Source organism: Ochrobactrum soli (assembly GCF_003664555.1).
GTDB classification, from domain to species: domain Bacteria; phylum Pseudomonadota; class Alphaproteobacteria; order Rhizobiales; family Rhizobiaceae; genus Brucella; species Brucella teleogrylli.
The window spans coordinates 382,938-409,748 of the sequence record NZ_RCHH01000003.1 but is presented as its reverse complement, the minus strand read 5'-3'; the positions used below and the strand labels follow the sequence as shown (position 1 = coordinate 409,748).

The following is a 26,811-nucleotide window of genomic DNA, read 5'->3' as shown; positions in this document are numbered from 1 at the left end:
GGCAAATCTGACGATCCGCCGGACCGATATTTCAAAAGATCAGCCCCAGCACTTGTCGAGCGCAGTCTTGGTATCGATGGACGGAACGCCATCGACAGGCTTGTCCGTCACCAGCGTCACGCCCGTATCGACGAAGGTTTTGCCTTCCGTCGGCTTTGGCTTTTCGCCGGTATCGGCAAATTTCTTGATCGCTTCGATGCCGAGCGACGCCATCTGCAACGGATATTGCTGCGAGGTTGCGCCGATCACGCCAGCCGCAACGTTCTTCACGCCGGGGCAGCCGCCATCGATGGAAACGATCAGCACATCCTTTTCACGGCCCACAGCCTTCAGCGCTTCATAAGCGCCAGCGGCGGCAGGTTCGTTGATCGTGTGCACGACATTGATGTTCGGGTCCTTCTGCAGAAGGTTTTCCATGGCGCGTCGACCGCCTTCTTCGTTGCCGTCGGTCAGGTCGCGACCGGCGATGCGCGGATCGTCCTCGTCGCCAAGCTTGTTCTTGTCTTTCGGGTCGATGCCGAAGCCGACATCAAAACCCTGATCGCGCAGAACATCCACGCTTGGCTGCGATGCGGTCAGGTTGAGGAAGGCGACGCGCGCATCCTTGGCCTTGTCACCAAGCGCTGCTGCGGCCCATTTTCCGACCAGTTCTCCGGCCAGGAAATTATCCGTTGCAAAAGTCGCGTCTGCCGCATCCGCCGGTTCCAGCGGCGTGTCGAGCGCGATGATCAGAAGACCCGCGTCACGCGCCTTTTGCAGCGTCGGCACGATGCCCTTGGTGTCGGAAGCGGTGATGAGAATGCCCTTGGCGCCGTCGGCGATGCAGGTTTCGATGGCCGCGACCTGACTTTCGGAATCGCCGTCGATCTTGCCCGCATAGGTTTTGAGATTGACGCCCAACTCCTTGGCCTTGGCGACAGCGCCTTCCTTCATCTTGACGAAAAAGGGATTGGTGTCGGTCTTGGTGATGAGGCACGCGCCGACATCGGCAGCATGCGCTGGAAGTGCGGCAACACCAAGCGTGAAGGCAGCAAAGGCCGCCGACAGAACTGTCTTCTTCATGAACTCCTCCCAGAGTGAAACCGGTCCTTCTTCCCCCGGCATGGTTGAAGCAAAACACGGCTTCGAAACAGAGTCAATTAATAAATCCACTTGATTTATTAATGTACTGTGTCACTCTCGCCCCGGGAGGAGAGAGCCGAGGAAGACGCGACGCCACGCTGAAAAAAGCGCGCATCTCGCTGCTTAAGCTTTTGTTTTTATTTCATATCCCACAGAATGAGGCTTTTTCTCCTGCGATGAATGGGTTAGGAACCTCGCCGTGCCCGAACACTACAGTTGCAAATTCGTCAGGCCGTGGCGAAACGAGTGATTTTCGAGCACCGGAGCGGAGCGTACTTAAAAGTACGTGAGCACCGAAGCACAGGAAATTGCTCGATGCAGACCGGCATCACGAAGAATGCAACTGGGTGTTAAGCGTGGGATCTGGGAGAGAAAATGGTCAGGCATCATCCGGAACAGGACGTTTCCGAGCCAAGGGGCGGCCCGGCAGGCTCGCCCGGCCCTGCCATGCAGAAATTTGCCGAACCGGGCGCGAGTATCAATCGCGGTTCCAACCAGATCGGCGTGCGCGCCTATAATGAGCGGCTGGTTCTGGCGCTTGTGCGCAGGCATGGCGCGCTGGCCCGAGCCGATATTGCACGCCTGACCGGACTTTCGGCGCAAACTGTTTCCGTCATCATCCGCGCGCTGGAAAAAGACGGGCTGATTACGCAAGGCGAGCGCGTGCGTGGGCGCGTCGGCCAGCCCTCCATGCCGATGCGGCTTGCAGCGGACGGCGTTTTTTCCTTCGGCCTCAAGATCGGGCGGCGCAGCGCGGAAATCATCCTGATGGATTTTCTGGGCGCGATCCGCGAACGCAGGCATATCACCTATCGCTGGCCGGTGCCCGACGAAATCCGCCGTTTCGCCTTTGACAGCATTACCGCCTTCACCGCCGCACTTGATCCGGACAAGCGCGATCGCATTGCGGGCCTCGGCATCGCGCTGCCGTTTGAACTCTGGAACTGGGTGGAGGAAGTGGGCGCGCCCGCCGCCGACATGAATGCGTGGCTCGATGCCGATCTCGTCAACGATTTCGGCGCGGTCTTTCCGTTCCCCGTGTTTCTTCAGAATGACGGCACGGCGGCCTGTGGCGCGGAACTCACCTTCGGGCGCGGGCCGGAATTCACCGATTTCGTCTATTTCTTCATCGGCTCGTTCATTGGTGGCGGCGTGGTGCTGAACAACACGCTTTATCCGGGACGCACAGGCAATGCCGGTGCGCTCGGTTCCATGCCGATGCGCATGCGCAGCGCCGAAGATGGACGCGCGACATTGCAGCTGATCGATACCGCCTCGCTTTTCGTGCTGGAGCGGCTGTTGCAGGAGAGAAATATTTCGTCCGACGATCTCTGGCTATCGCCCGAAAGCTGGCACAATTTCGGCGAACCGCTCGATGCCTGGATCGCACTTGCCGCGCGGGGGCTTGCCCATGCGGCGGTGGCGGCTGCGTCGATCATCGATTTTCCTGCGGCCATCATCGATGGATGGTTGCCGGAAGGCGTTCGCCATCGCATTGTCGAAGCGACGCGGGCCGAACTCTCCCGCCTCGACCTGCAAGGCCTCAGCGCGCCGGAGATCATCGAGGGCAATGTGGGCGTCCACGCCAAGGCCATGGGCGCCGCAAGTCTGCCGCTCTCCAACCGGTATCTGTTCGACCAGAGCGTGCTGTTCAAGGATGCAGGTTAATCTCCAGAATTTGTAAAACACGCACACGGTTTGTTATTTACCAATGACAAGTTTGATCTATTTTGTCTTGCAATGACCGCAAATGCCGACAAGTTAACCGCTTGAAACCATTGAATCGAACGGGAAAGATATGACCGTCAAGACGATTGCGACCACGCCTTTTCAGGACCAGCAGCCGGGCACATCAGGCCTGCGCAAGAAGGTTCCCGTATTCCAGCAGCCCAATTATGCAGAAAACTTTATTCAGTCCGTTTTCGATGTGCTGGAAGGTTTTGAGGGCAAGACGCTTGTGGTCGGCGGCGATGGACGCTTCTATAATCGCGAAGTGATCCAGAAGCTCATCAAGATCGCGGTAGCCAACGGCTTCGGCCGCATCATGGTCGGTCAGGGCGGCATACTTTCCACGCCAGCCGCATCCAACATGATCCGCAAATACAAGGCATTTGGCGGCATGGTGCTTTCGGCCAGCCATAATCCCGGCGGACCGAAGGAAGATTTCGGCATCAAGTACAATATCGGCAATGGCGGCCCGGCACCGGAAAAGATCACCGATGCGATCTTCGCTCGCTCCAAGGTGATAGACCAGTACAAAATCGCCGATGTGGCCGATATCGATATCGACAAGCTCGGCAGCACCAAGCTGGGTGACACCGAGATCGTCATTTTCGATCCGGTGACCGATTATGCCGAGCTGATGGAAAGCCTGTTCGATTTCGACGCCATCCGCGCCATGATCAAGGGCGGCTTTGGGCTCAAATTCGATGCGATGCATGCCGTGACAGGGCCTTACGCCAAGGAAATATTCGAGCGCCGTCTGGGTGCGCCGGACGGCAGCGTCGTCAATTTCGTGCCGCTGCCGGATTTCGGTGGGCATCACCCCGATCCGAATCTCGTCTACGCAAAAGATCTCTATGATCTGCTGATGTCGGACAATGCACCGGATTTCGGCGCAGCCTCCGATGGAGACGGCGACCGCAACCTGATTATCGGACGCGGTATTTTCGTCACCCCGTCCGACTCGCTCGCCATGCTCGCCGCCAATGCGCATCTGGCACCCGGTTATAAGGGCGGCATCAAGGGCATAGCACGTTCGATGCCGACCAGCGCCGCCGCCGACCGCGTGGCGGAAAAGCTCGGCATCGGCATCTATGAAACGCCAACCGGCTGGAAGTTCTTCGGCAATCTGCTGGACAATGGCAAGGTCACGATCTGCGGCGAGGAAAGCTCCGGCACCGGTTCCGACCATGTGCGCGAGAAGGACGGTCTATGGGCCGTGCTGCTCTGGCTCAATATTCTGGCCGTGCGCAAGGAAAGCGTGAAGGCCATTGTCGAGGAACATTGGGCGCGCTTCGGGCGCAATTATTACACCCGCCACGACTATGAGGCGGTCGATTCAGATATCGCAAAAAAGCTGGTGGCTGACCTGCGCGCCAAGCTTTCGAGCCTGCCGGGCACCACGGTCAACGGTCTGAAGATCGAGAAAGCTGATGATTTCGCTTATCATGACCCGGTGGACCATTCGGTCAGCGAGCATCAGGGCATCCGCATCTATTTCCCCGATGGCGGGCGCGTCGTGCTTCGCCTGTCCGGCACCGGCACTTCAGGCGCCACCATCCGCATCTATATCGAGCGCTACGAAGCGGACACCGCCAAGCACAATCTTGATACGCAGGAAACGCTCGCCGCGCTGATCGACGCTGCCGAGCAGATCGCCGAAGTGAAGAAGCGCAGCGGACGCGATGCGCCGACGGTGGTTACGTAATAGGGGCATAGGGGAATAGGGGAATAGGGGAATAGGGGAATAGGGGAATAGGCTAGTAAGGCCGAAACTTTGTTCAAGCGCCCTTTTCACTTATTCCCCTACTCCCTTACTCCCCTACTCCCTTAATCGAAAACAATCGCCGGTGCTGGTCGGCCAGCACCATTGCCGCCCTTCATGTTTTCCCAGACCTTGGACGCGATATCGCGGTAGATTTTCGCGTGTTCGCTATCCGGCTCGACCACCGTGACCGGTGTGCCATTATCCGAATGGGCGCGGATATCCATATGCAGTGGCACTTCGCCGAGGAACGGCACATTGAGGCGTTCGGCCTCCTTGCGCGCGCCGCCGTGACCGAAAATGTCGTAGCGCTTGCCCGTATCAGGCGCGATGAAGTAGCTCATATTTTCGACGATGCCGAGCAACGGCACATCCACCTTGCGGAACATGGACAAGCCCTTGCGCGCGTCGATCAGCGCCAGATCCTGTGGCGTCGAAACGACAACCGCACCAGCCAGCGGCACCTGTTGCGCCATGGTCAGTTGTGCGTCGCCGGTGCCGGGAGGCATATCGACGACCAGAACATCAAGCTCGCCCCAGGCCACTTCGCGCAGCATCTGCGTCAGCGCCGACATGACCATCGGACCCCGCCAGATCATCGGCGTTTCCTCATCGACCATGAAGCCCATCGACATGACCTTGAGGCCATAATTTTCCATCGGCTTCAGGATGCGTCCCTCGATCGTTTCCGGGCGACCGGAAAGGCCCAGAAGGCGCGGCATGGAGGGGCCATAAATATCGGCATCGAGAATGCCGACCTTCAGGCCATTGGCCTGCAAGCCGAGCGCCAGATTGACCGCCGTGGTGGACTTGCCAACGCCGCCCTTGCCGGATGCGACGGCGATGATCGCGCCGACGCCCGGAATGCCGGGCTTGGCTGCTGCACGTTGTGGCTGCGGCGGATGGCGATGCTGTGCGGGTGCGGCAGCGGCAGGGCGCGGTTGCGGCTTGGGCGGCGGCGGAGCGTCGTCGCTGGTGCGGCCGCCTCTTTTTTCCGCCGTCAGCGTGACCAGCGCGCCGGAAACACCGGGGATTTCCTTCACGGCCTTTTCCGCTGCAAGCCGCATCGGCTCCAGCGCATCCGCGCGCTGCGCGGGAACCGTGATGGAGAAGAAGACCTTGCCGTCGGCAATAAAAATATCCGATACCAGTCCGAGCGACACAACATCGCTTTCGAAGTCCGGTCCCGTCACGGTCTTCAGCCGTTCCAGAACCTGTTCGCGCGTTACGCTTGCCATTTCGATTCCTTTAGTGAAGGCAGTAAGGCAATAGGTGAGTAAGTGAGTATGTATAGAACATATTGTCCTACTGCCCTATTCCCTTATTCCCCTACTCCCCTAATCCCTTTTCACCAAGAGGCCAATGCTCATTCTGGGCCTCATTCGGCGCACCTTTCAGGCCGCTTCCTCGCAGACGGCGGCTTCCGGGCGGTGTCCCATGAGATAAAGCGCGCAGGTGGTGCGCAGCATGGAGGCGAAATTCGGGATTGCGCCATTGGCTTCCAGCGCTTCATCATAGAGCGTCGAGATGAAGCGCGGCGTGGTCAGATTCTGGCTGGCCGCGATCGCATCCAGCAGTCGCCAGAAGGTCGCTTCCAATTGAATGCTGGTGGAATGCCCGCCGATGCGCACAGAGCGATTGATCTGCCGGTAGCCTTCCGGGTCCTGCTCGGCGAAAACCTTGCACATGGGTTCCTCCATCCTTTAGAGCACGAACTGCGCTGTGGTAGCCGATTGCCACCACGCCGTCGTTTTTTCTTTCATAATCGACAACCAGTGAGACAATCGCAAGCCGCTTTTGCTGAAGCGCTGCCAAAAATGACCTGCAAGAAATAGGAGTCACTTGTGGCTAAAGCCATTCATTCGATGATCCGCGTTCTCAACGAGGAAAAATCCGTTTCCTTCTACCACCAAGCTTTCAAGCTCGACATTGCAGAACGCATTGATTTCGAAACCTTCACGCTGATTTATCTGCGCAATGCAGAAGCCGACTTCGAAGTCGAGCTGACCGTTAACAAGGGTCGCACCGAACCCTACAATCTGGGCGATGGCTACGGTCATCTTGCTGTGGTCGTGGACGATGTCGACGCCGAACATGCGCGCTTCACCGCGCTTGGCTTCAAGGTCGGCAAGCTTGTCGATTTCAAGAACAACGGTGTGCAGCTTGCCCGCTTCTTCTTTGCCGAAGATCCGGATGGCTACAAGATCGAAGTTCTGCAGCGCGGCGGCCGTTACCAGTAAGCCGCCCGGCACCATATCGCCTGTCATGGCCGAGAGGAGCGGCCACGACAGACGCCAGCGTTCCCGGTGACGAAAATGCGCCGGGTACGCGCAGCCAGTCCATCCATTCCGGATGGGCAAGCAAAGGAGGAGAACCGAATGACAACCGTTTTCGACGGTCTTTCCACCCACGAAAAGAAGAAGCTCTCCCGCCGCGACCTCTTGAAGCGCGGTGCGGGCCTGAGCCTTGGGGCCATGCTGGTCATCAGCGGCAATGCCGTTATCTGCCCGCAATTTGCATGGGCGCTTGAAACGACAACGCTCAAGCCCGAAACCATAGCGACGCTGATCCAGCTCGCACGCGATATTTATCCGCATGACAAGCTTCCCGACCGGTTCTACGCCATTGCCGTCAAACCCTACGACGCGGATTCCGCCAAGGATGAAACGCTGAAAAAGCTGATTGAGGACGGTGTTGCCGATCTGGACAAACGGGCCGGAGCCGGAGGCTATCTGGGTCTCGGTTGGGAGGAAGAGCGCGTGGCGATCCTGCGCGATATTGAACAAAGCCCCTTCTTCCAGAAGGTGCGCAGCGGACTTGTGACCGGCCTTTATAACCAGAAGGATATCTGGCCGCTCTTCGGCTACGAAGGCGAATCCTATTCCAAGGGCGGTTATATCAAGCGCGGCTTCGACGATATCGAGTGGCTTTAAAGAGCCGGATCAAGCTCAACCGAACCAAATTCAAAGCGGCATTACCGTTCGGCAAGCGCCAAGCGCTTTGCGGAAACGGCGAAGCATTGGGAGGAAACCATGGCTGCTCCATATGATCTCAAGGACGACAAGGTCGTCGTTATCATCGGTTCCGGCGCTGGCGGCGGTACGCTCGGCAACGAACTGGCGCAGAAAGGCATCGACGTCGTTATTCTGGAAGCTGGAAAGCGCCACGAATTCGAAGACTTCATCAATGATGAATGGGACAGTTTTGCGCAGCTCGCCTGGCTGGACAAGCGCACCACATCCGGCGACTGGCGGGTCGCGAAAGATTTCCCAAATCTGCCCGCATGGATCGTCAAGGCGGTCGGCGGCACCACCACGCACTGGGCTGGCGCATCGTTGCGTTTTCAGGAACACGAATTCCACACGCTGACGAATTACGGCAAGCTGGAAGGCGCGAATCTCCTCGACTGGCCGATTACCCTTGCCGATCTGGAGCCTTATTACACCAAGGCCGAGGACAAAATGGGGGTGACGCGCACCAACGGCATTGAAGGCCTGCCCGGCAACAATAATTTCAAGGTGATGAAAGCCGGTGCCGACAAGCTCGGCTACAAGGAATGTCATACCGGTCGCATGGCGATCAATTCTGCGCCGCGCGATGACCGCATGGGCTGCCAGCAAACCGGCTTCTGTTTCCAGGGCTGCAAATGGGGCGCGAAATGGTCGACGCTCTATACCGAAATTCCCAAGGGCGAAGAGACCGGCAAGCTGGAAGTTCGTCCCGAATGCACAGCGCTCAAGATCGAACACAATGCGGCTGGCAAGGTGACGGGCGTTCTCTATGCCGACAAGGACGGCAAGCAGCATCTGCAAAAAGCGCGTGTGGTCTGTGTGGCAGGCAATTCGATCGAAAGCCCGCGCCTGCTGCTCAACTCGGCCTCGTCGAAATTTCCCGACGGGCTCGCCAATTCATCGGGACAGGTCGGACGCAATTATATGCGGCACACGACGGGATCGGTTTACGCTTCGTTCGAAAAGCCGGTTCACATGTATCGCGGCACGACCATGGCAGGCATCATCCGCGACGAAGCGATCCACGATCCGAAGCGCGGCTTTGTCGGCGGTTATGAAATGGAGACCATTTCGCTTGGCCTGCCCTTCATGGCGGCGTTCCTTAATCCGGGCGGCTGGGGTCGAAGCTTTACTTCGGCGCTGGATGATTATGTCAACATGGCGGGCCTCTGGATCGTTGGCGAGGACATGCCGCAGGAGAACAACCGCATCACATTGAGCAAGGACGTGAAGGATGAGCATGGCCTGCCGGTGCCGGATGTTCATTATAGCGACCATGCGAATGACGTCGCCATGCGCACCCATGCCTATGCGCAGGGCAAGGCGCTCTATGAAGCGGTCGGTGCGGTTCGGACTTTCCCGACACCGCCCTACCCTTCCACCCATAATCTCGGCACCAATCGCATGAGCGAGAAGCCGCAGGACGGCGTGGTCAACAAGCACGGGCAGACGCATGACATCAAGAACCTGTTCGTTTCCGATGGCAGCCAGTTCACGACCGGCGGCGCGGAAAATCCGACCCTGACCATCGTGGCGCTGGCCATCCGTCAGGCGGATTACATCGCCGAGCAGATGAAAAAGCGGACGATCTGAGCCGCGACCAGCATTCTCCCCCGACTGCCCGCGATGATGAAACCGGCGCGACCAATTCGCGCCGGTTTCGTTTGATGCTTGGCAAAGATGCATGGCTTCGACTAGATAGGCTCCGCGACACAGGGAGATGCCGTAGGTTGAAGTTCAGCGCACGCCAGTTTCGGAGCAATCTCGCCATACGCCTCCTGAGCGTATTGGCTTTGATGCTCGTGGCCTTCGCGCACAAGCCCATCGATCTGAATGCTCCCGACAGCTATCAGCTCGCACAGTATCAACTGCCGGATGGCACCTATCCCGTTCTTTGCATCGGTAACCAGGGTGAAAAACAGAATCATCAGGGGCATGACAAGCATGTAAGCAGCGAAAGCTGCGAGGCCTGCCGTATTGCCTCCGGCTTCCTTTGTCCGACACCGGAAAGCTCGACCGCTCCCTCGCCGCATGTCGCGATCACCCATTGCTTTGCACCGCCACAGCTTGCATTATTCCGCAGTGTCTACCCGCCTTCGGCGCCGCCGCAGGCTCCGCCTATTGTTTGATTAAAAATTTTTAGCCGTGCGCCTTTTCTCAAAAGGTTGCGCCTTCCTTTTTTTTAAACTTCAGGTTTATCAGAATGAAAAATCATCGTCTTTTCGCGTCCGCATTTTCGCTGGCAGCCCTTTGCCTTTCCGCAGGCCTGGCCAATGCCCATTCGTCGCTCGACCAGAGCGAAGCCAAGGCTGGCAGCTTCTACAAGGCCACTTTCCGCATTCCGCACGGCTGCGACGGCAAGGCCACGACCGAAGTCAAAGTGGAGCTTCCCGAAGGTTTTGTGTCGGCGCAGCCGCAGGTCAAGGCTGGCTGGACAATTGAAACCACCAAGGGCGATTATGCCAAGAGCTACAAAGTTCATGGCAAGGATGTCACCTCCGGTATCAAGGAAGTGCGCTTCACCGAGGGCAACCTGCCGGGCGAGTTCTATGACGAGTTCACCGTCGTCGGCCAGCTGGCCAAGTTCGACAAGGACACCACGCTTTCCTTCCCCGTGACGCAGATCTGCGGCAGCGACGCTTCCGTCGCATGGACGGAAATTGCCAAAGACGGACAGAACCCGCACGAGCTTGAACATCCGGCCCCGCAGCTTCTCGTATTGGCGGCGACCGGCGCTGACGAGCATGCAGGCCACGGTGGTCATGGTGACCACGGCGACGCGCACGGCAGCCATGCAGCCGAGCCGGTGAAACTTGGCGATCTCACCATTACATCGCCTTCGGTTCGCGCCATGGTGCCCGGTGCCAAGGTGGCAGGCGGTTTTCTGACAATCGAAAATGGCGGCAAGGATGCCGACAAGCTCATCTCCGTCAGCACAACGGGCGTAAAGCGCGTAGAAGTCCACGAAATGAGCATGGAAAACAATGTGATGAAGATGCGCAAGCTCGATGGCGGTCTCGACCTGCCTGCGGGCGAAACCGTCGAGCTGAAGTCCGGCGGTTATCACCTCATGTTCATCCAGCCGGAGAAGCCCTACAAGGAAGGCGAAACCGTGCCGGTTACGCTCGAATTCGAAAAGGCTGGCAAGGTTGAGATCAACTTCCCCGTCACGGCCCAGAATGGCCAGACGAGCGAACATTCATCCGATCATTCATCCGATCATTCTGGCCACTAATTCCCGGAGCATGGGGCGCGGTGTCGTTCTCTCCCTCCTCCACCGGCATTGCGCCCGTTTGCCGCAACCGCTGTCTCCCCGCAGCGGTTGCGTTATCATTCGAATACTGTAAACATGACTATTGCAGTCTAGAATAATTCTACGCTCTTGAAATCTCTCGGCTTTTTAAAAGTTGACCAATTGACTCCAGATCAATTTGCAGCTTTTATATAGCTCCGCGCAATCCTGCGCACCTTTGATGTCTGGGCCTTGAACCCTTTCGATTGGAGGACCCAATGGTTGGTCTCGGTGAATGCCGGTCCGCAAATATCGACGGCCTGCCCTGGCAGCTCAGTCTCTTGCCGACCGGATACTGCACTATACGCGGCGCGACGGAACGTCCCGCTCAGCGTAAACAGGGCAAGTCTCCTGTCTCGCATGCCTCTGCCGATGTTGCATCGTGGAGGCGCTCATGAATATGCGTATATCGCAGCTGAACGGCGCCAATAGCGCAGGCTATTTCGACCGCCTGCCGGAAAAGCTGGTGCTGGAAGGTTATCGCCGCTGGACTGCGGGTTTCGAGACTGGCTCGATCATCCCGTGGGAAATGACCTGGGGTCTCTATTCGGAAGTGCTCGGACCATCGGAAGCAAAGCGCGCTGTCGGCGAGCTTTCGCATTTCATCCGTGTGCTGCGTCATTGTGCAAGCTGCGAGTTGCGCGCTTTCCCGTTCGACTCGCATCATGTCTGCCGCGAGGAATGCCTGACGCTGGGGCTGATTTCCGGATTGCACAATCAGGATGCGCTGCTGCTCGACACGTGTCTGGAAGCCATTGCCTGCAAACGGCGCTGCGACGATGTGGCAGCTGCCGCCAGCAATTTTGCCGAAGCTTTGGCCGATTTCGGCCAGACTTTGCTGCCAATACCGATTCACGCCATCGACACCGCTTTGAACATTACGCATCGCGCGACTTTTCACTGATCTGAAAATCCCAGCGTTTTGCGAACAAAGACGATTCTAAGTTTTAAGCCGCTGCGATGCAGCGCAAGGAGATCAAAATGCAGGCCAGAACCGAACGACGCCTCGGCATTGCCGCTGCCCTCGTACTGACCGTAGCAGCATTTGTCATGCCGGGCGTATCCACCCAGATCGCGCAAAACGACGTTGCGCCAGAAAAGCAGGTTCACATGGCTTCCGCCGAAAGCCTGCGCGCCGAGTTCCGTCATTTCGTCAGGCTTGGCGAAGCGATGCCGAAATCGGTTCGCTACGAATAGAATGCAAAAAAGGCCGTCTCTGACGGCCTTTTGTTTAAGCATTCATATCTTCGGCGCAGTTAGCTGACAACAATCGGCGCCTGCCCCTGTACGCGATTATACAGGTCGATAATGTCCTGATTCATCAGGCGGATACAGCCCGACGACATCGACTGCCCGATGGACCACCATTCCGGCGAGCCGTGGATGCGATAGCCGGTGTCGCGGCCATTCTGGAAAATGTAAAGCGCGCGTGCGCCGAGCGGGTTCTGCGGACCCGGCTCCTGACCATTGCGGTATTTTTCGAGTTCCGGCTTGCGCTGGATCATTTCCGGCGGCGGCGTCCAGCGCGGCCACTGCTTTTTGTACTGCACATTGGCACGGCCCTGCCATTCAAAGCCCGCCTTGCCGATGCCGACGCCATAGCGCAGCGCTTCGCCGCCCGGCAGCACATAATAGAGGTAATGATCTTTCAGGCTGACGACGATGGTGCCCGGCGCTTGACCGGTCGGGTCCGGCACAATCTGGCGGCGGAATTGCTTCGGTACCTTGTCATAAGGAATGGCAGGCAGCGCGTAAGGCCCCTCCTGCACCGATGCATACATGACATCCGGCGTCGTGATGGCGCGATCAACACTGATCTGCGGACGCATCGGCGAGATGCCCCCTGTCGACATTGTATCTACCTGAAAGGCAGACATGTCCATCGTCTGCGAGCAGCCTGCGGCGCCACTCAGAACGACGGCCCCGGTGCCAAGCAAAAAGCGGCGGCGGCTCAGAACATCACTCAACTTCGACATGCAAATCGCCCAAAACACAGGTGACAGGGAGCAGGCATCATGCCGCTCGGTATTAACCGCAATTTGCAGTCTTATGGTTGAGGAACCGTTAAACCAGGCATTTCGATACTCATAAAAGATTAGCGCAGGCGTAAAAACTCAACCGAGGGATGCAGCGTTTGAAAAGAAAAAGCCGGACGAACCGCCCGGCTTATTCAAGCAAATCGAGGAAAGATCAGTAGTCTTTTTCGTAGAAGATACCGCCGCTGGAATCACCCTCTGCGCCAAGCGACCCCTTCGCCTTGAGGTTTCGCGTGATGTCGAGATTGACGGTTCCCTTGGTCGAGCCGCCGGACCCTGCTTCCACACCCAGATAGATATTGTCGCGGATGTAGCGTCCGGCGCGAACGGCTGTCTGCCCCTTGCTGTCGGTCACGACATCAAGATCGTCGAGGCCGGTACCGGCGCGAAGCTTGTTCATGAGCGAATTGTTGGAGCCGCCCGCAAGTTCCGCTGCCGCAGCAGCAAGCTGTGCAATCTGGAACGCCGACAATTCGCCGATGGAGCGCTTGAAGATCAGCTGAGCCAGCACTTCATCCTGCGGCAGTTCCGGGGACGAGGAGAAGACGATATTGAGATTATCGACCGTGCCTGTGACCGTGACGATGGCGGTGATTTCATTGCCTTCCGAACGGGCCACGAAATTGAGCTGCGGATTGAGGTCGCCAACCAGCGTGACATGCCCCTCATCAAAGGTGATGCGCTGGCCGAGAATGCCGATGCGACCGCGAATCATGTCGAAGGAACCAACCGGCTTGATATCGCTGACCGGCCCGGTGAGGCGCACGCGCCCGCCCAGTTCCGTATCGAGACCGCGACCGCGCACGAAAATCTGGTTTGGCGCATTGACGACGACATCGAGACGCGGTCCGGCTGAATTGGTCCGCGCCACCGACTTGGCCTTACCCTTGCGGGTTTCGACCTTGGCGCGCTCCAGCGTCTTCGCAACATTTTTCGGCGTGTTCTTATGCTCGACCGGCACATAGGTTGCGCCGCCACCGAGATTTTCCGGTACCGAGATTTCCGCACGTTCCACGTCGATCCGACCACCAATCAGCATGTCGCCTGCCAGCGGTCCGGTGATCGAGATGCCGCCATTGACCGTTGCGACGACAAGCTTGCCATCGGCATAACGGGCGCGGTCCAGCTTGATATCGATATTGGCCGGGAAATTCGCCGCTGCATTCGTGGAGATCGTGCCGCTTGCGGAAACGGAGCCGCCGCTACCGAACGCAGCATTGACCTGCCGCAGCGTGATGGTTTCACCATCCATGCTGCCCATGATATTGATATTGTTCACACGGACATTGGTTTCGGGATCGATGAAGGTTGCACCGCTGGTGGAGAACATGCCGCGCAATTGCGGGCGGTCGAAGCCGCCGGAAACGCTTGCGGTCAGCGTCAGTGTGCCATTGGCCTGCGCGCCGCGATCCGCCAGAAAGCGATTGGCGAGCGCCAGCGGGACGTTGCCGTTGACATTGACGCCAAGGCCCTGACCGGAGAACGGCACCTTGCCGCTCGCCGTGACATTCAGGCCCTGCGGGCCATCCACCGTCAGCGAGGAAATATCGACCGCCTTGGCGGCATAGCTGCCTGCTGCCTGAAGGCTGAGCGGCGCAAGGCCGTTTTCGCGCAGCGGCTTGGCAGCAAGGCCGGCCCCCTTGAGATTGAAGGTCGCGGCGGGATTGGTCAGCGGGCCCGTCACGCGCGCCGTGCCGGTGACATTGCCCGCGAGGTCCTGCCCTTTCACAGCGCCGTTCAGTATGCCGAGCGGCAGATTGGCCAGCGTCACATCGACGCCAAGATCACCTTTGCCGAGCGGCACGCCGCCCTTCGCCGTGACGTCGATACCATTGCCGCTTGCAGCGCCACCGGTTACCCGGGCGTCGATGTTGAGCCGGTCATTGGCCGACGTGCCCTTGGCATCGGCATTCAGCGCAGCGATGCCCTGTTTCTTCAGTTCAGCAGCCGTCACGCCACGCGCCGCCATATCGAAGGCGATATTGGGCGCATCGCGCGTACCGGTCACGCGGGCGGTCCCGTTGACAGTACCGCCGAGGCCGAGGTCCGGCTTGAAGGTGTTGGCAAGCGCCAGCGGCAGATCGGTAAGCGCCACCGACAGATCAAGGCGGTCATCGACCGAGCCGTTGATCTTGACCTGCCCCGCGCCCGCATTGGCACCGGTATTGATGATGATATCGCCAAAGGAAATCGCGCTGCCCTTCATGGCAATCGTCACCGGCTCGGCGAGATTGGCGCGAAGCGCACCCTGCTTCACATCTGCCGAGGCAAGGCCGAGTTCAAAGCCGCCATCCTTCGGCTCCAGCGAGCCGGCGGCATTGGCCACCGTGCCGATCTTGAGCTTCGTATTGGCGCTGAAATCGGTCTTGGTTCCGGTGGCGTTTGCCTTGGCGTCGAAGGTGTCGATGCCGAACGTGCCGACCATAATGTCGCGCGCGGCAGCATTGCCGTCCACGACGGGCACGCCGAACAGATCCTGTGCGGTCAGCGCGATATTGGCGGACGCAATATGATTGCCATTGACCTTCACGCCCTTGGCGTCAGCTGAAACGGTCGCATTCTGCCGGTCGCCATCGGCTTGCAGCGCGATATCGGCATTGGCCGCCCCGGTTGCCTCGGCAAGAAACAGTGCGGCGGCAGTGGAGATATCCGGCGCGTCGAGCTTCAGCGCGCCATTGAGCAAACCCTTGGCCGTCTGCGTGACATTGCCGGAAAGATGGGCCCCGCCTGCATTGAACAGAAGATTGGTCAGGCGCTTCTCGTCATTGACGATGTCGATCAGTGAACCCAGTTCAATGCGCTCGCCATTGAGGAAGGCATTGCCTGCCAGCTTGCCGGACAGAGCCGCGCCGGTGCTCGCATTGCCATCGAGCATGGCGTTGAAATCAAGACCGGCATTGGTAAGCTTGCGGCCCGCAAGCGTGCCCTGCGGCGCGTCGGCCCGCAGCGCCAGCGCAATCAGCTTGTCGTCACCGCGCGCACTGCCCTTGACCGTCATACGGCCCGATGCCTGCGGTGAAAGCAGCTTCATATCGGACAGCATCACGCCGAAATCGAAATTCGCCTTGTCCGATGCGAAGGAGCCATTGGCGGTGATTTCGCTCAACGCATTGCCGATGCGGAAATCGCGCGCGGAAAAACCTTCGGCGCTGCGACCGACAGCACCGGCCAGCCGCACTTCGCCGTCCAGAATATTGTCGACCGCCTCAGTGCCGGTGCGCATGTTTTGCGCCGTACCGTCGAGATCGAGATAGAATGCGCCGCTGATCGGGCGAACCGTGCCCTTGGCCTTGACGTCGATACTGCCCGCCAGTTCCTTGTCCGCCAAAGCGCCGAAGGGCGCAAGGCTTGCGACCTTGGCGGCGATATCGCCATTGAAGACGAAGTCGTCAATATTGCCCTTGAGATCAAGGCTGAGACCGTTGCCCTCGATATTCGCCTGTGCAAGTTCCACCGGAGAACCGGCGCGCCAGCCGCCATCGATGAGAAGCGCGATCTTGCTGCCCAGTGCCTGCGCCAGTTCTGCGCGTGGCGAGGAAATGCCGTCCATGCCGCCCGTCACCTTGAAAGTGATGTGGCGGTTTGCGGCATCGTTGAGGTTTTCGGCAACGCCGCCCATGTCCAGCGCCACGCTGGAGGCGGCAATGGTCGCATTCTTCAAGCCGTTGACGGAAAGTTGGCCGGTCCAGTCATTGGTTGGACGGTCGCCATAGGAAACCTGAAACCGCGCATTGTCGATATAGGTTTCGGCGCCCTTGACCGGCAGCAGCACACGGCCCTTGGTTTCGTCGGCAATCGACGCATCGATGCTGAGCTTGTTCAGAAAATGATCATTGCCGGATTCCGCAGCAGCCTTCAGCTTCAGCGCGGCGCTTGTCAGCGCCAGATCATCGAGACGGAAACCACCCGCATCTTTCAGGAAGCCATCGGCAGAAAGCACGGTTTCGGAACCGAAGAAGTCACGGAACACTGGTGGCACCAGCACAGCAATCGGCCCATTGAAACGGGCGGCAAAAACGCGACCGCCATTGGGCGCTTCGCCCTGACGGTTCAGCGTGAAAGCGCCAGTCAGCGTGCGGCTGCCATTGGTGTCGAGCGCCAAATCCACTTTCAGATCATCAAGCGGGCCAGCGCCTGTCAAGGTGAGATCGACTGGCGGGCGACCGTCAATATTGAGCAAGTTGGCCACGATGCCATTGGCGGGTTCTGCAACTTTCAGATCAAGATCGACCTTTTGGTCGGCATTGGCATAGGCGGCGCGCAGGGCGAAACTGCCGCCGGGACCGTCAAGGCGCTTGATATCGAAGGACGAGTTCAGTGAACCATCGGCGAGCGAAAGGCTGCCGGTTGCAGAGACTTCCGATTCGAGGCCGAAAATCTCGGGTCCAAAACGCAGCCGCGCCACATCAAGCTGATCCAGACTGATGGAAATCGGCAGTTCCGGCAGGCTGAAGCTCGACGATTCCGGCGATGGCAGGCTGTTGTCCGGCAGCGGCTTGCGGGCAATATCGATGCGCTCCGCGCTCAGCGACTGAATGCTGAGCCGACCGAGCAGCAAAGCGGTGCGGCTCCAGTTCAGCTTGGCATTTTCAATCCGCAGCCAGACGCCTTCACGGTCGGCAATGGTGATCGAGCCGATGGAGGCTTCCGACGACAGGACGCCGCTGATGCCCGAAAGCGAGATACGGCGGTTCGGCGCGGAAAGCTGGCTTTCCACGAAAGACAGGAAATAGGATTTTTGCTCTTCGTTGCTTTCCGATGCTTCGGCCTGCTGTTCGCTCTGGCCCTGCGTTTGCGCATTTGCCGGGGCGACAATCGACGCCGTGGTCTGTGTATCCACGCCGATAAGCGTGACCCATGCGCCCGGAATGGCCAGCACGGCGGCCACAGCGGCGAGAATCAGGAAGAGGAAAACGGTGATAAATCTGGTCAAAACGCCTGTCCTATGCCCACATAGAATGCATAGCTCGGATCACCCGAGCGGCGGTTAAGCGGTATGGCGACGTCGAGGCGAATCGGCCCGAGGCCGGTCAGGTAGCGCAGACCACCACCGGCGCCGACGCGCATTTGTTCCGAGAAATCCGGAAACGATTTTTCGCCGACATAGCCCGCATCGACAAAGGCGACCGCGCCGATGGAATCGGTGATGCGGGTGCGCACCTCGCCCGAAGCTTCCAGCAGCGACCGTCCGCCGACGATGTTGCCGTTTCCGGCATCGACGCCGATATTGCGATAGGCATAGCCGCGCACTGAGCCGCCGCCGCCCGCAAGGAAGGACAGGCTCGGCGGCAAATCTTCAATCGAAGCGCCAACAATCGATCCCACTTTCACGCGCCCGGCCAGAATCACGCGATCCGTTGCACCAAGGCCGTAATAGGTGCGGCCCTCGGCGGTGAAGCGGGTGGCGAAATTGCCGTAATGGAATTCGTAGAAGGGCTGGATATTGCCTTCCAGATAAAAGCCCGAACTTGGGTCCGGCTTGTTGTTGCGGCTGTCGTAAAGCACGCTGCCTTCCAGACCGGCTGTCGTGAAGTCGCGGGGACCGAAAGGATAGTCCGTGTAGCGTCCCTGGCTCGCCTTGGCATAGATCGCGCCTGACAATTCGTCGCTGAATATCTGCGTGAAACCGGTCTTGGCGTTGATCGAGGTTTCGGTATAGGCGTCGAGCACTTCGCGCTTGGCGTCGAGCGACAGAACGAAATCCGTATCAGGCGTATAGACGCCGGGCTTCTTGAACGTGCCGCCGAGCAGATAGGTATAGTTCTGCGGATTAAATGAATTATCCTGCGAACCGCCAATGCCACTGACCTTGGCGTCGAAACGCAGGTTTTCACCCTTGCCGAACAGGTTGCGATGCATCCAGTAGCCGGTGACGCCGAAGCCGTCGATGGTCGAATATTCCGCACCGAAGCCGAACCGGCGGGGTTTGCGCTCCTGCACGTTGAGCGTCATCGGCAGGCTGCCATCCGGCTCGATGGTTTCGGCTTCCTCGAAACTCATCGCACGAAACACTTCCATGCGGCCAAGACGCTTCTTGGCTTTTTCGATATCGTCGGGGTCGTATTCCTTATCGGGCGTCAGCCCGGTCATCCAGGCGACGAATTGCGGGTCCATACGCGCCGTGCCTACCACGCTGACCGGCCCATAATGCGCCTTGCGGCCCGGATCGAGCGCGACATCGGCGGCAACCGTGTTGCCATCATGGTCGGCGACAACCTCTTCGCCTGTCACCTGCGCCTTCGGATAGCCCTGCTGACGCCAAGCCTCGACGGCAAGACGCTCGGCCTTGATGATCGTTCCAGAGCGCGCTACCTGACCGGGCGCGAAACCCGCATCTTCGGGCGATTGCACGACATCGCGCTTGTCGGTGGCGGGTGGCGCTATATTGGAAATGGCCGTGCGCGAAAACAGGAACTGCGGTCCCGGATCGACGGAAATCGCCACTTTCGCATTGTTTGGAATATCAGCGTCCGGCGGAATGTCGTTCGCCTCGCGGCCATCGACGAGAATCGAGATCGTGCCGCCATAGCGGCCTTCACCGTAAAGGGCGGCCAGAATACGCCGATAATCGCCGCGCGCCTTGGCCAGCAGACCGGCGGAACCCGAGGCGGGCTTGTCCGCGTCGGTCACCAGACCGGATGCACCTTCAACGACGGATTTCAGATCGGCTTCGGTGCCATCCGCATTCTTGCGATCACCGGTGGTAGTGACCTCGACCTCATAGGTCTTCGGATCGATGATATCGGGATCGGTTTTCTTGTCTTCGCCCCAAAGACGGACGCCAAAAAGCTCAAACGCCAAAGCAGGCGACACGGTAAACGAGGAAAAATGCGCCGCCAGCAAAAGCATGGCAATGCCTTTTCCCTGTATCGTCCTGTTACTCCGAGTCATACGCGTTACTGTCCGGTTCCTGTCTATGCGGTCGCCTGGCAGCGTCCCGTTTCCATTTCCCACCCAGGACGTTTCAGGGATTACCATAGGGAGGTCGGGGGGCCAAGCAACAACCTAAAGCTTAAGCTCTAGATATGAACGGATTCAGTCAAGGGAGTGTTAACGTTACCACAGCTTTACGCAACGCCCGGTCGCAGACGCGAAGACTTCGCGCTGAAAATGCAAAATATGAAGCGCACAAAAAAGGGAGGCGCTCCGGAGGGAACCGGAGCGCCACGCGGCTTTGGGGGGAGAGAGGGAGGATAAAGCCGCGATTCAAACCGTGTGCGGATCATGGTCTGGCGCACGGGAGAAACGGTAGCTCAGCGGGGCATGTCAAAGACCAGCCCCGCCGGGCGCGGTCTGATTAAGGCAGATTACGCACGTCGTCAGGCGTCATGTACATCGGCATCATATTGGTATCGAGGTGATGCATGACCCAGATGGAGCCGGCAAGCACGATAGCCAGAATGATGACCGTGAAGATGAGCGCCAGAATGTTCCAGCCGCCTTCCGACTTCGGATCGAGGTGCAGGAAGTAAACCAGATGCACCAGGATCTGAACGACGGCGATGCCGAGAACAACGGCTGCGGTCGTGGCAGGCGTGAAATAGCCGTTCATCGCCAGAAGGAATGGAACGACGGTGAGAATAACCGCCAGCACGAAGCCGATCAGATACGACTTCAGGCTGCCATGCGCGGCATGATCGTGTGTTTCGTGTGCAGAACTCATCACAGTACACCCAGCAGATAGACAAGGGTAAAGACGCCAATCCAGATGATGTCCAGGAAGTGCCAGAAGAGGCTGAGGCACATCACGCGCGTCTGGTTCTTTTCGGTCAGGCCGTCACGCAGAAGCTGGGCGGAAAGCACCAGAATCCAGATCAGGCCGGACGTGATGTGAAGACCGTGGGTTCCGACCAGCGCGAAGAAGGCCGAAAGGAACGCGCTGCGGCTCGGGCCGGCGTCTTCGAGAATCAGGTGATGGAATTCATAGACTTCCATCACGAGGAAGGCTGCACCCAGCAGGAACGTGACGCCCAGCCAGAACAGCACGCCTGCACGGTTCTTCTTGTACATGGACAGCGTCGCCAGACCATAGGTCAGCGAAGAGACCAGCAGCAGCATGGTTTCGGTCAACACAAACTGCAGGTCGAAGAGTTCACGGCCGGTCGGACCGCCCGCAAACTGGTGCGCCAGAACGGCATAGGTTGCAAACAGGCCCGAGAACAGGACGCAGTCGCTCATCAGGTAGATCCAGAAGCCGACCAGCGTGGTCGACCCTGCATCCTGATGGTCTTCGTGAGCAGGATGCTCGTTGCCGCCCGTGAATGGACCGGCCGTTGAAATGCTAGCGCTCATGGATCAAGCCTCCTGAGCCATCAGTTGCCGGGTGCGAAGGTCTTCGACGCTCTGCACTTCTTCGGCCGAGACGTAGAAGTCTCTGTCATTGTTGAACGAGTGGAAGATCGCAACGGCGAGTACACCCACGGCAGAGGCAATGGCCAGCCACCAGATATGCCACACCAGCGCAAAGCCGAGCGGAATGTTCATGATGCCGATGATGAAACCCGTACCGGTGTTCTTCGGCATGTGGATGCGTGCGAACTTTTCCGTGCGGCGCACATAACCGTTCTGCTTCATGTCCCACCAGCTGTCGTGGTCGCGGACATGCGGCACTTCAGCGAAGTTGTAGAATGCAGGCGGCGAAGCCAGCGACCATTCCAGCGTACGGCCCGTACCCCAGCTGTCGCCGTTGTTGTCACGCAGCTTTTCGCGGTCGCGGATCGAAACCATGATCTGCAGAACCTGGAACACGATACCGCACAGGATGATCGCAACGCCGACGGCGGCGATGATCAGATAGATGTGCCATGCCGGGTTTTCGGTGTGGTTCAGACGACGGGTCATGCCCATCAGGCCGAGCACATAGAGCGGCATGAACGCCATGATGAAGCCGACCAGCCAGCACCAGAACGCGTTACGGCCCAGACGTTCGTTGAGCTTGAAGCCGAAAGCCTTCGGCCACCAGTAGACGAGACCGGCAAAGCAGCCGAACAGCACGCCCGAGATGATCACATTGTGGAAGTGGGCGATCAGGAACACCGAGTTATGCAGCACGAAATCCGCAGGCGGAACAGCAAGCAGAACGCCCGTCATACCGCCAACCACGAAGGTACACATGAAGCCGATCGTCCACAGAACCGGCGTTTCCATGCGGACGCGGCCCTTATACATCGTGAACAGCCAGTTGAAGACCTTAGCCCCCGTCGGGATCGAGATGATCATCGTCGCAACACCGAAGAAGGCGTTGACATTGGCGCCGCCACCCATGGTGAAGAAGTGGTGCACCCAGACGAGGAACGACAGGACCGTAATGGCAACTGTTGCGTAAACCATCGACTTGTAGCCGAACAGACGCTTGCCGGAGAAGGTCGCGATGATTTCGGAGAAGACACCGAAAGCAGGCAGGATGAGGATGTAGACTTCCGGGTGACCCCAGATCCAGATCAGGTTCACATACATCATCGGATTGCCACCAGCATCATTGGTGAAGAAGTGGAAATCCAGATAGCGGTCCAGCGAAAGCAGGGCCAGCGTGACAGTGAGGATCGGGAAGGCTGCGACGATCAGCACGTTCGAGCAGAGCGCGGTCCAGGTGAAGACCGGAACCTGCATCATGCCCATGCCGGGCGCACGCATCTTGATGATGGTGGTGATCAGGTTGACGCCTGAAAGCAGCGTACCCATACCGGAAATCTGCAAGGCCCAGATATAGTAATCCACGCCGACATCCGGGCTGAATTCCTTGCCGGACAGCGGCGGATAAGCAAGCCAGCCGGTCTTGGCGAATTCGCCAATGCCGAGCGACAGGTTGATCAGAACCGCACCGGCGACCGTGAGCCAGAAGCTCAGCGAGTTGAGGTAGGGGAAAGCAACGTCACGCGCACCGATCTGGAGCGGAACCGCAAAGTTCATCAGACCGACGACGAATGGCATCGCCACGAAGAAGATCATGATCACGCCGTGGGCGGTAAAGATCTGGTCGTAGTGATGGGGCGGCAAAAAGCCTTCATTCGCGCCCGAGGCAAGAGCCTGCTGCGCGCGCATCATCACGGCGTCCGAGAAGCCGCGGAACAGCATCACGAAAGCCAGAATGATATACATGATGCCGATACGCTTGTGATCGACCGTCGTGAGCCAGTCTTTCCAGAGCGGGGCCCATTTGCCGTAATAAGTGATGGCTGCCAGAATAGCGAGCGCACCACCAGCCACCGCGGTCAATGTGACCATGATGATCGGCTCGTGATACGGGATCGCTTCGAGCGTAAGTTTTCCGAACATTTTTATCACGCTTCGATTGGAGCAATTCCGGGAAAGCCTCTAACGGCTTTCGGTCCGGAACCGCGTGAAACAAAAGATTGAATGCCGATGGCCGCGATCTCGCAGGAGATCACGGCGCAAGGGCAAATCAGTTTGCGAGCTGCGACAGGCGCTGCGGCGCCACTGCACAGATGATGTCGCTCGCCCACTGGCTGAAATCGACAGGCGAAGACTTGCGCAGGTTTGCGCGTGCTTCGCGGATCATCTGCTGACGGTGCATTTCATCGTCCATGCAGACGGACTTGCCGTCCCAGCAGCGGTTCACGATATCGTGGAACAGCGTCTTGTCATTGTAGTTGAAGAACTGCACCGCATGCTTTTCGCTCGGCTGAACCAGCGATGCATAACGGTCGCGGCCCAGTTCTTCGCCCTTGGCCTTCACGTCGGCAACCCACTTGTCGAAGTCGGCCTGATTATAGGCATGTGCCTTGAAGCGCATCTGGGCAAAGCCCTGACCGCTATAATTGGCGGAAATGCCGTCGAACTCACCTTCATGATTGGCGATGAGATGCAGCTTCGTCTGCATGCTCGGCATGGTGTAGACCATGCTGCCCAGCGCCGGAATGAAGAAGGAGTTCATGATGTTGCTGGAGGTCAGCTTGAAGTTGACCGGAACATCAACAGGCATGGCCATTTCATTGACGGTGGCAATGCCCTGATCGGGATAGATGAAAAGCCATTTCCAGTCGAGCGCAACCACTTCGACATTGATCGGCTTCACGCTGGATTCCAGCGGGCGGTACGGATCGAGCTTATGCGTGCTGATCCAGGTGACCGTACCGAGAACCACGATGATCGCCAGAGGGATGAGCCAGACGCCCAGTTCGATCTTGGTCGAGTGGTGCCAGTCGGGCTGATAATCCGCCTTTTCATTCGTGGCGCGGTATTTCCAGGCGAAGTACAGCGTCATGAAGATGACAGGCAGCACGACGAGCAACATGAGGCCGGTCGCAAAAAGGATAAGATCGCGTTCCGCCACGCCGACCTCTCCCTTGGGAGAGAGAAGAACCTGGTTCTCGCAGCCGGCAAGAAACGCAGTCAGGGCCAGTACGGCGAACGAAACGATCGTCCGAGGGATGCCGAGTTTCATTTGTCTTTCCATCCTGCACCGATGCGATCTGAAAATCTGAAACCCGCTGCCGGGACCATTCCCGGTCAGACGCTTCAGTTCTTCAGATCGCACCAGAGCGATTTCGTCTCAGTGTGGCTTTGAACTTGAAATCACTTTCAAGCTGCCCGTTAACGTGAACCGCAGGGGTTCGTCATGTCGCGAGCGTCAAATCCGGCACGTATGTCGTTTTTCAGTTTTCGGTAAATTCTGAAAATTCCAAACGTACCGTTATAACGAATAGTTCCGTTTGTCACCTGTCTGGAGAAATTTGTGCTGGATCGTAATGTCGCGGTCAAAAACGCCGCAAACCAGACTCCAATTAGCGGAAATGACATCTCCGCAAGCGCCTCAACGCGGGGAATTAGAGCCCCTGTTGCGCTGACGCGGCGGTGACTTAATCCTTTGTCCCCGGCCATGCAAGTACAACCAACGGATAAATCCTGCGATAGCCGCGCGATCTGGAACCGATTAACCACATTGTGAAGTCGCCGGGCCGCGACTAAGACAATCTAAAAACACACAACCTAAAACCCGCAACGTTTCGGGGCTGGCCGACTGAAGTCTGGAAAGGGTACCATGGTTTTCGCCGACTTCCCGCTCGATGAAGCCGAAGGCGCGGTACTGGCCTATGCGGTAACGGCGGGTGCGCTCACGCTGCGCAAGGGGACCGTGCTCACCCGCGAACATTGCGCGGCCTTGCAGCAGGCTGGCCTCACAAGCGTTCTGGCGGCTCGGTTCGAGCCCGGCGATATTGGCGAAGATGAAGCGGCGCAGTTGATCGGGGCCGCCCTCACCTCGCAGACGATCCATACCGGCACGGCGACGACCGGACGCATCAATCTTTTTGCCAGCTCCACCGGTATTTTCTGCGTGGATGCTTCAACAATAGATGCGGTCAACGTCTATGACGCGCGCATTTCTCTAGCGACAATACGCAATCATATGCGCGTGGAAGCAGGCCAGATGGTCGCGACGGTCAAGATCATTCCCTTTGCCGTACCAAAAAATCTTGTCGATGCCATCTGCCCCCTCCTCCACGGTCAACAGGCGATGGACGTCAAGGCGTTTCGCCCGCTGCGCATCGGCCTGATCCAGTCGCGACTTCCCTCTATCCGCGAGACCGTGTTCGACAAGACGCGCGAGGTGATGGAAAAGCGCGTTGCGCGCAATGGCGGCACGCTAATCGTGGAAAAGCGTGTCGCGCATGACACGGAGGCGCTGGCCAGCGCGATTTCGGGCATAAGCATTGGCTGCGACATTCTCGTGGTTTTCAGTGCATCGGCGGTTGCCGACACCACCGACATCGTGCCGCGTTCGATCCTCCAGAGTGGCGGAGAAATTCTGCGCATCGGCATGCCGGTCGATCCCGGCAATCTGCTGGTGCTTGGAAGGCGCGACGGCAAATATATCATCGCGGCACCGGGTTCGGCCCGCAGCATGCGAGAAAACAGTCTCGACTGGGTGCTGGACCGCCTGATGGCAGGCATCGACCTCAATTCGACCGACTTGTCCCGCATGGGCGTGGGCGGGCTTCTGTTATAGGCTAATGGTCAGATGTCGAAATCGAACACCAGAATGCCGTCGACACCGCCTTCCGCAGCTTCGACGAGAGCCTTACCAACCTTGACGTGCTCGGGATGCGGCAGATAGGCGTCACGCGCCGCAGCATCGGCAAAATCCACCACAAAACCGTGGCGAAAGCCTTTTTCTAACCCTTCGGGGCTGTTGTTGGCCCCGGTCGTGACAGAAACTATTCCGCCGATCTTGCCTTTGAGAGCGACGACCGAAGCAAGTGCCCGCTCGATGGCCGCGCCATCAAGTTCCGGCTTGAATTTGATGAGAACGATGTGGCGTATCATGGAGCCTATCCGTTTCCAAAAACAGTGTTCCGTCGCCCCTGCCTGAAAAGCGGAAAGCCAGAGGCAAGGAAACAAAAACGAAAAAGGCCGGGATGGACCCGACCTTCCGCTTTCACCTGAGTTGACGCCGGTTCATCCGCGGTCGTCATCCCAGGTGAATTCCCGATACGGAGGCAGATATAAACCTTCTCCGTTTCAAGATTGTGACATCCCCGAAATTTCTGCCAAAGAGCAGAAATCACCCGCCGAAACGAGCCGCCCGATATCAGGCAGCCATCGCCGTTTCGGCAAATTCGGGATGGTTATAGTTCCAGACCTCGACCAGACACTGATGCATCAAATCAAGATCGACCGGACCAATCCGGCTCAAGACCAGATCAAGATCATCGCGCTCAACACCACGGTTAAGAAGCTCGACAATCGCTTCCGTGAGAATCATTTTATCGTCAAATCTGTAGCGCTGCATAAACCTGCTCCGCTAACTGCCCCAGCTTTTCATGGATTCAGACTAGACACTTATAGTTAACCGAAGCTTAAGCCACGGAAAACCAACGCAACTTCGACTGACGCCACGCAACT

Annotated in this window: 22 protein-coding genes; 10 read left to right on the top strand and 12 right to left on the bottom strand. The window is 58.3% G+C overall.

All coding sequences use genetic code 11. From position 1 onward, the window contains the following. Positions 1 to 39 precede the first annotated feature (39 nt). Positions 40 to 1,062, bottom strand: coding sequence for a sugar ABC transporter substrate-binding protein (locus D8666_RS07350; RefSeq protein ID WP_109368109.1), 1,023 nt, complete (start codon positions 1,060 to 1,062; stop codon positions 40 to 42). Between the two features lie 435 nt (positions 1,063 to 1,497). Here D8666_RS07350 and D8666_RS07345 point away from each other — a divergent pair, with 435 nt between their 5' ends. Both D8666_RS07345 and D8666_RS07340 read left to right on the top strand, forming a co-directional pair. Further along, entirely contained in the window at positions 1,498 to 2,790 is a 1,293-nt protein-coding gene (locus tag D8666_RS07345) for an ROK family transcriptional regulator (RefSeq protein WP_109368108.1), read from the top strand. A 130-nt stretch (positions 2,791 to 2,920) separates the two neighbouring features. After that, positions 2,921 to 4,552: an alpha-D-glucose phosphate-specific phosphoglucomutase gene (locus D8666_RS07340; protein ID WP_109368107.1), complete on the top strand. Its 1,632-nt coding sequence runs from the start codon at positions 2,921 to 2,923 to the stop codon at positions 4,550 to 4,552. A gap of 122 nt (positions 4,553 to 4,674) precedes the next feature. Here the strand turns inward: D8666_RS07340 and apbC are convergent, their stop codons facing one another. Together apbC and D8666_RS07330 are read right to left on the bottom strand one after the other, a co-directional pair. Continuing rightward, the gene (gene apbC, locus D8666_RS07335; RefSeq protein WP_109368106.1) at positions 4,675 to 5,847 is read right to left on the bottom strand and encodes an iron-sulfur cluster carrier protein ApbC; all 1,173 of its coding nucleotides are present in this window, start codon (positions 5,845 to 5,847) and stop codon (positions 4,675 to 4,677) included. Between the two features lie 156 nt (positions 5,848 to 6,003). Beyond that, a complete protein-coding gene (locus D8666_RS07330; protein ID WP_109368105.1) occupies positions 6,004 to 6,297 on the bottom strand; it encodes a ribbon-helix-helix domain-containing protein in 294 nt (97 codons plus the stop codon). 156 nt (positions 6,298 to 6,453) lie between these two features. Between D8666_RS07330 and D8666_RS07325 the strand changes: the two genes are divergently transcribed. The 7 genes from D8666_RS07325 (at position 6,454) to D8666_RS07290 (ending at position 12,109) form a co-directional block, all read left to right on the top strand. Further along, positions 6,454 to 6,849, top strand: a complete 396-nt coding sequence (locus D8666_RS07325; RefSeq protein ID WP_109368104.1) for a VOC family protein — start codon at positions 6,454 to 6,456, stop codon at positions 6,847 to 6,849. A 138-nt stretch (positions 6,850 to 6,987) separates the two neighbouring features. Then, positions 6,988 to 7,542: a Twin-arginine translocation pathway signal gene (locus D8666_RS07320; RefSeq protein ID WP_109368103.1), complete on the top strand. Its 555-nt coding sequence runs from the start codon at positions 6,988 to 6,990 to the stop codon at positions 7,540 to 7,542. Between the two features lie 99 nt (positions 7,543 to 7,641). Continuing rightward, positions 7,642 to 9,213: a GMC family oxidoreductase gene (locus D8666_RS07315; RefSeq protein WP_109368102.1), complete on the top strand. Its 1,572-nt coding sequence runs from the start codon at positions 7,642 to 7,644 to the stop codon at positions 9,211 to 9,213. A gap of 137 nt (positions 9,214 to 9,350) precedes the next feature. After that, the gene (locus D8666_RS07310) at positions 9,351 to 9,749 is read left to right on the top strand and encodes a hypothetical protein (RefSeq protein ID WP_109368101.1); all 399 of its coding nucleotides are present in this window, start codon (positions 9,351 to 9,353) and stop codon (positions 9,747 to 9,749) included. Between the two features lie 74 nt (positions 9,750 to 9,823). Next, positions 9,824 to 10,855, top strand: a complete 1,032-nt coding sequence (locus tag D8666_RS07305; protein WP_109368100.1) for a DUF1775 domain-containing protein — start codon at positions 9,824 to 9,826, stop codon at positions 10,853 to 10,855. Positions 10,856 to 11,306: 451 nt separating this feature from the next. Then, on the top strand, positions 11,307 to 11,816 hold the full coding sequence (locus tag D8666_RS07295; protein ID WP_181376065.1) for a hypothetical protein: 510 nt from the start codon (positions 11,307 to 11,309) through the stop codon (positions 11,814 to 11,816). A gap of 77 nt (positions 11,817 to 11,893) precedes the next feature. Further along, positions 11,894 to 12,109 (top strand): hypothetical protein, encoded by a 216-nt coding sequence (locus tag D8666_RS07290; protein WP_109370136.1) that lies wholly within the window; start codon positions 11,894 to 11,896, stop codon positions 12,107 to 12,109. Between the two features lie 59 nt (positions 12,110 to 12,168). On the opposite strand, the gene D8666_RS07285 is transcribed toward D8666_RS07290, so the two are convergent. The 7 genes from D8666_RS07285 to cyoA all read right to left on the bottom strand — a co-directional run bounded on the left by D8666_RS07285 (position 12,169) and on the right by cyoA (position 24,352). After that, a complete protein-coding gene (locus D8666_RS07285; RefSeq protein ID WP_109368098.1) occupies positions 12,169 to 12,888 on the bottom strand; it encodes a L,D-transpeptidase in 720 nt (239 codons plus the stop codon). 214 nt (positions 12,889 to 13,102) lie between these two features. After that, complete coding sequence (locus tag D8666_RS07280) at positions 13,103 to 17,788, bottom strand: translocation/assembly module TamB domain-containing protein (RefSeq protein WP_371830800.1); 4,686 nt, start codon at positions 17,786 to 17,788, stop codon at positions 13,103 to 13,105. 89 nt (positions 17,789 to 17,877) lie between these two features. Then, entirely contained in the window at positions 17,878 to 19,839 is a 1,962-nt protein-coding gene (locus D8666_RS07275) for an autotransporter assembly complex protein TamA (RefSeq protein WP_442945166.1), read from the bottom strand. Positions 19,840 to 20,245: 406 nt separating this feature from the next. Next, complete coding sequence (gene cyoD / locus D8666_RS07270; protein WP_109368096.1) at positions 20,246 to 20,611, bottom strand: cytochrome o ubiquinol oxidase subunit IV; 366 nt, start codon at positions 20,609 to 20,611, stop codon at positions 20,246 to 20,248. Next, positions 20,611 to 21,240 carry a cytochrome o ubiquinol oxidase subunit III gene (cyoC, locus tag D8666_RS07265; protein WP_109368095.1) on the bottom strand — a complete coding sequence of 210 codons (630 nt, stop codon included), beginning with the start codon at positions 21,238 to 21,240 and terminating at the stop codon, positions 20,611 to 20,613. The genes cyoD and cyoC overlap by 1 nt, the downstream gene beginning before the upstream one ends. A gap of 3 nt (positions 21,241 to 21,243) precedes the next feature. After that, entirely contained in the window at positions 21,244 to 23,223 is a 1,980-nt protein-coding gene (gene cyoB / locus D8666_RS07260; RefSeq protein ID WP_109368094.1) for a cytochrome o ubiquinol oxidase subunit I, read from the bottom strand. A 127-nt stretch (positions 23,224 to 23,350) separates the two neighbouring features. Continuing rightward, positions 23,351 to 24,352 (bottom strand): ubiquinol oxidase subunit II, encoded by a 1,002-nt coding sequence (gene cyoA / locus D8666_RS07255; RefSeq protein ID WP_109368093.1) that lies wholly within the window; start codon positions 24,350 to 24,352, stop codon positions 23,351 to 23,353. 597 nt (positions 24,353 to 24,949) lie between these two features. Here cyoA and D8666_RS07250 point away from each other — a divergent pair. Beyond that, complete coding sequence (locus D8666_RS07250; protein ID WP_109368092.1) at positions 24,950 to 25,915, top strand: molybdopterin-binding protein; 966 nt, start codon at positions 24,950 to 24,952, stop codon at positions 25,913 to 25,915. Positions 25,916 to 25,923: 8 nt separating this feature from the next. On the opposite strand, the gene D8666_RS07245 is transcribed toward D8666_RS07250, so the two are convergent. Then, positions 25,924 to 26,232, bottom strand: coding sequence for a Dabb family protein (locus D8666_RS07245; protein WP_109368091.1), 309 nt, complete (start codon positions 26,230 to 26,232; stop codon positions 25,924 to 25,926). Between the two features lie 265 nt (positions 26,233 to 26,497). After that, the gene (locus tag D8666_RS07240; protein ID WP_109368090.1) at positions 26,498 to 26,698 is read right to left on the bottom strand and encodes a hypothetical protein; all 201 of its coding nucleotides are present in this window, start codon (positions 26,696 to 26,698) and stop codon (positions 26,498 to 26,500) included. Between the last annotated feature and the right edge of the window lie 113 nt (positions 26,699 to 26,811).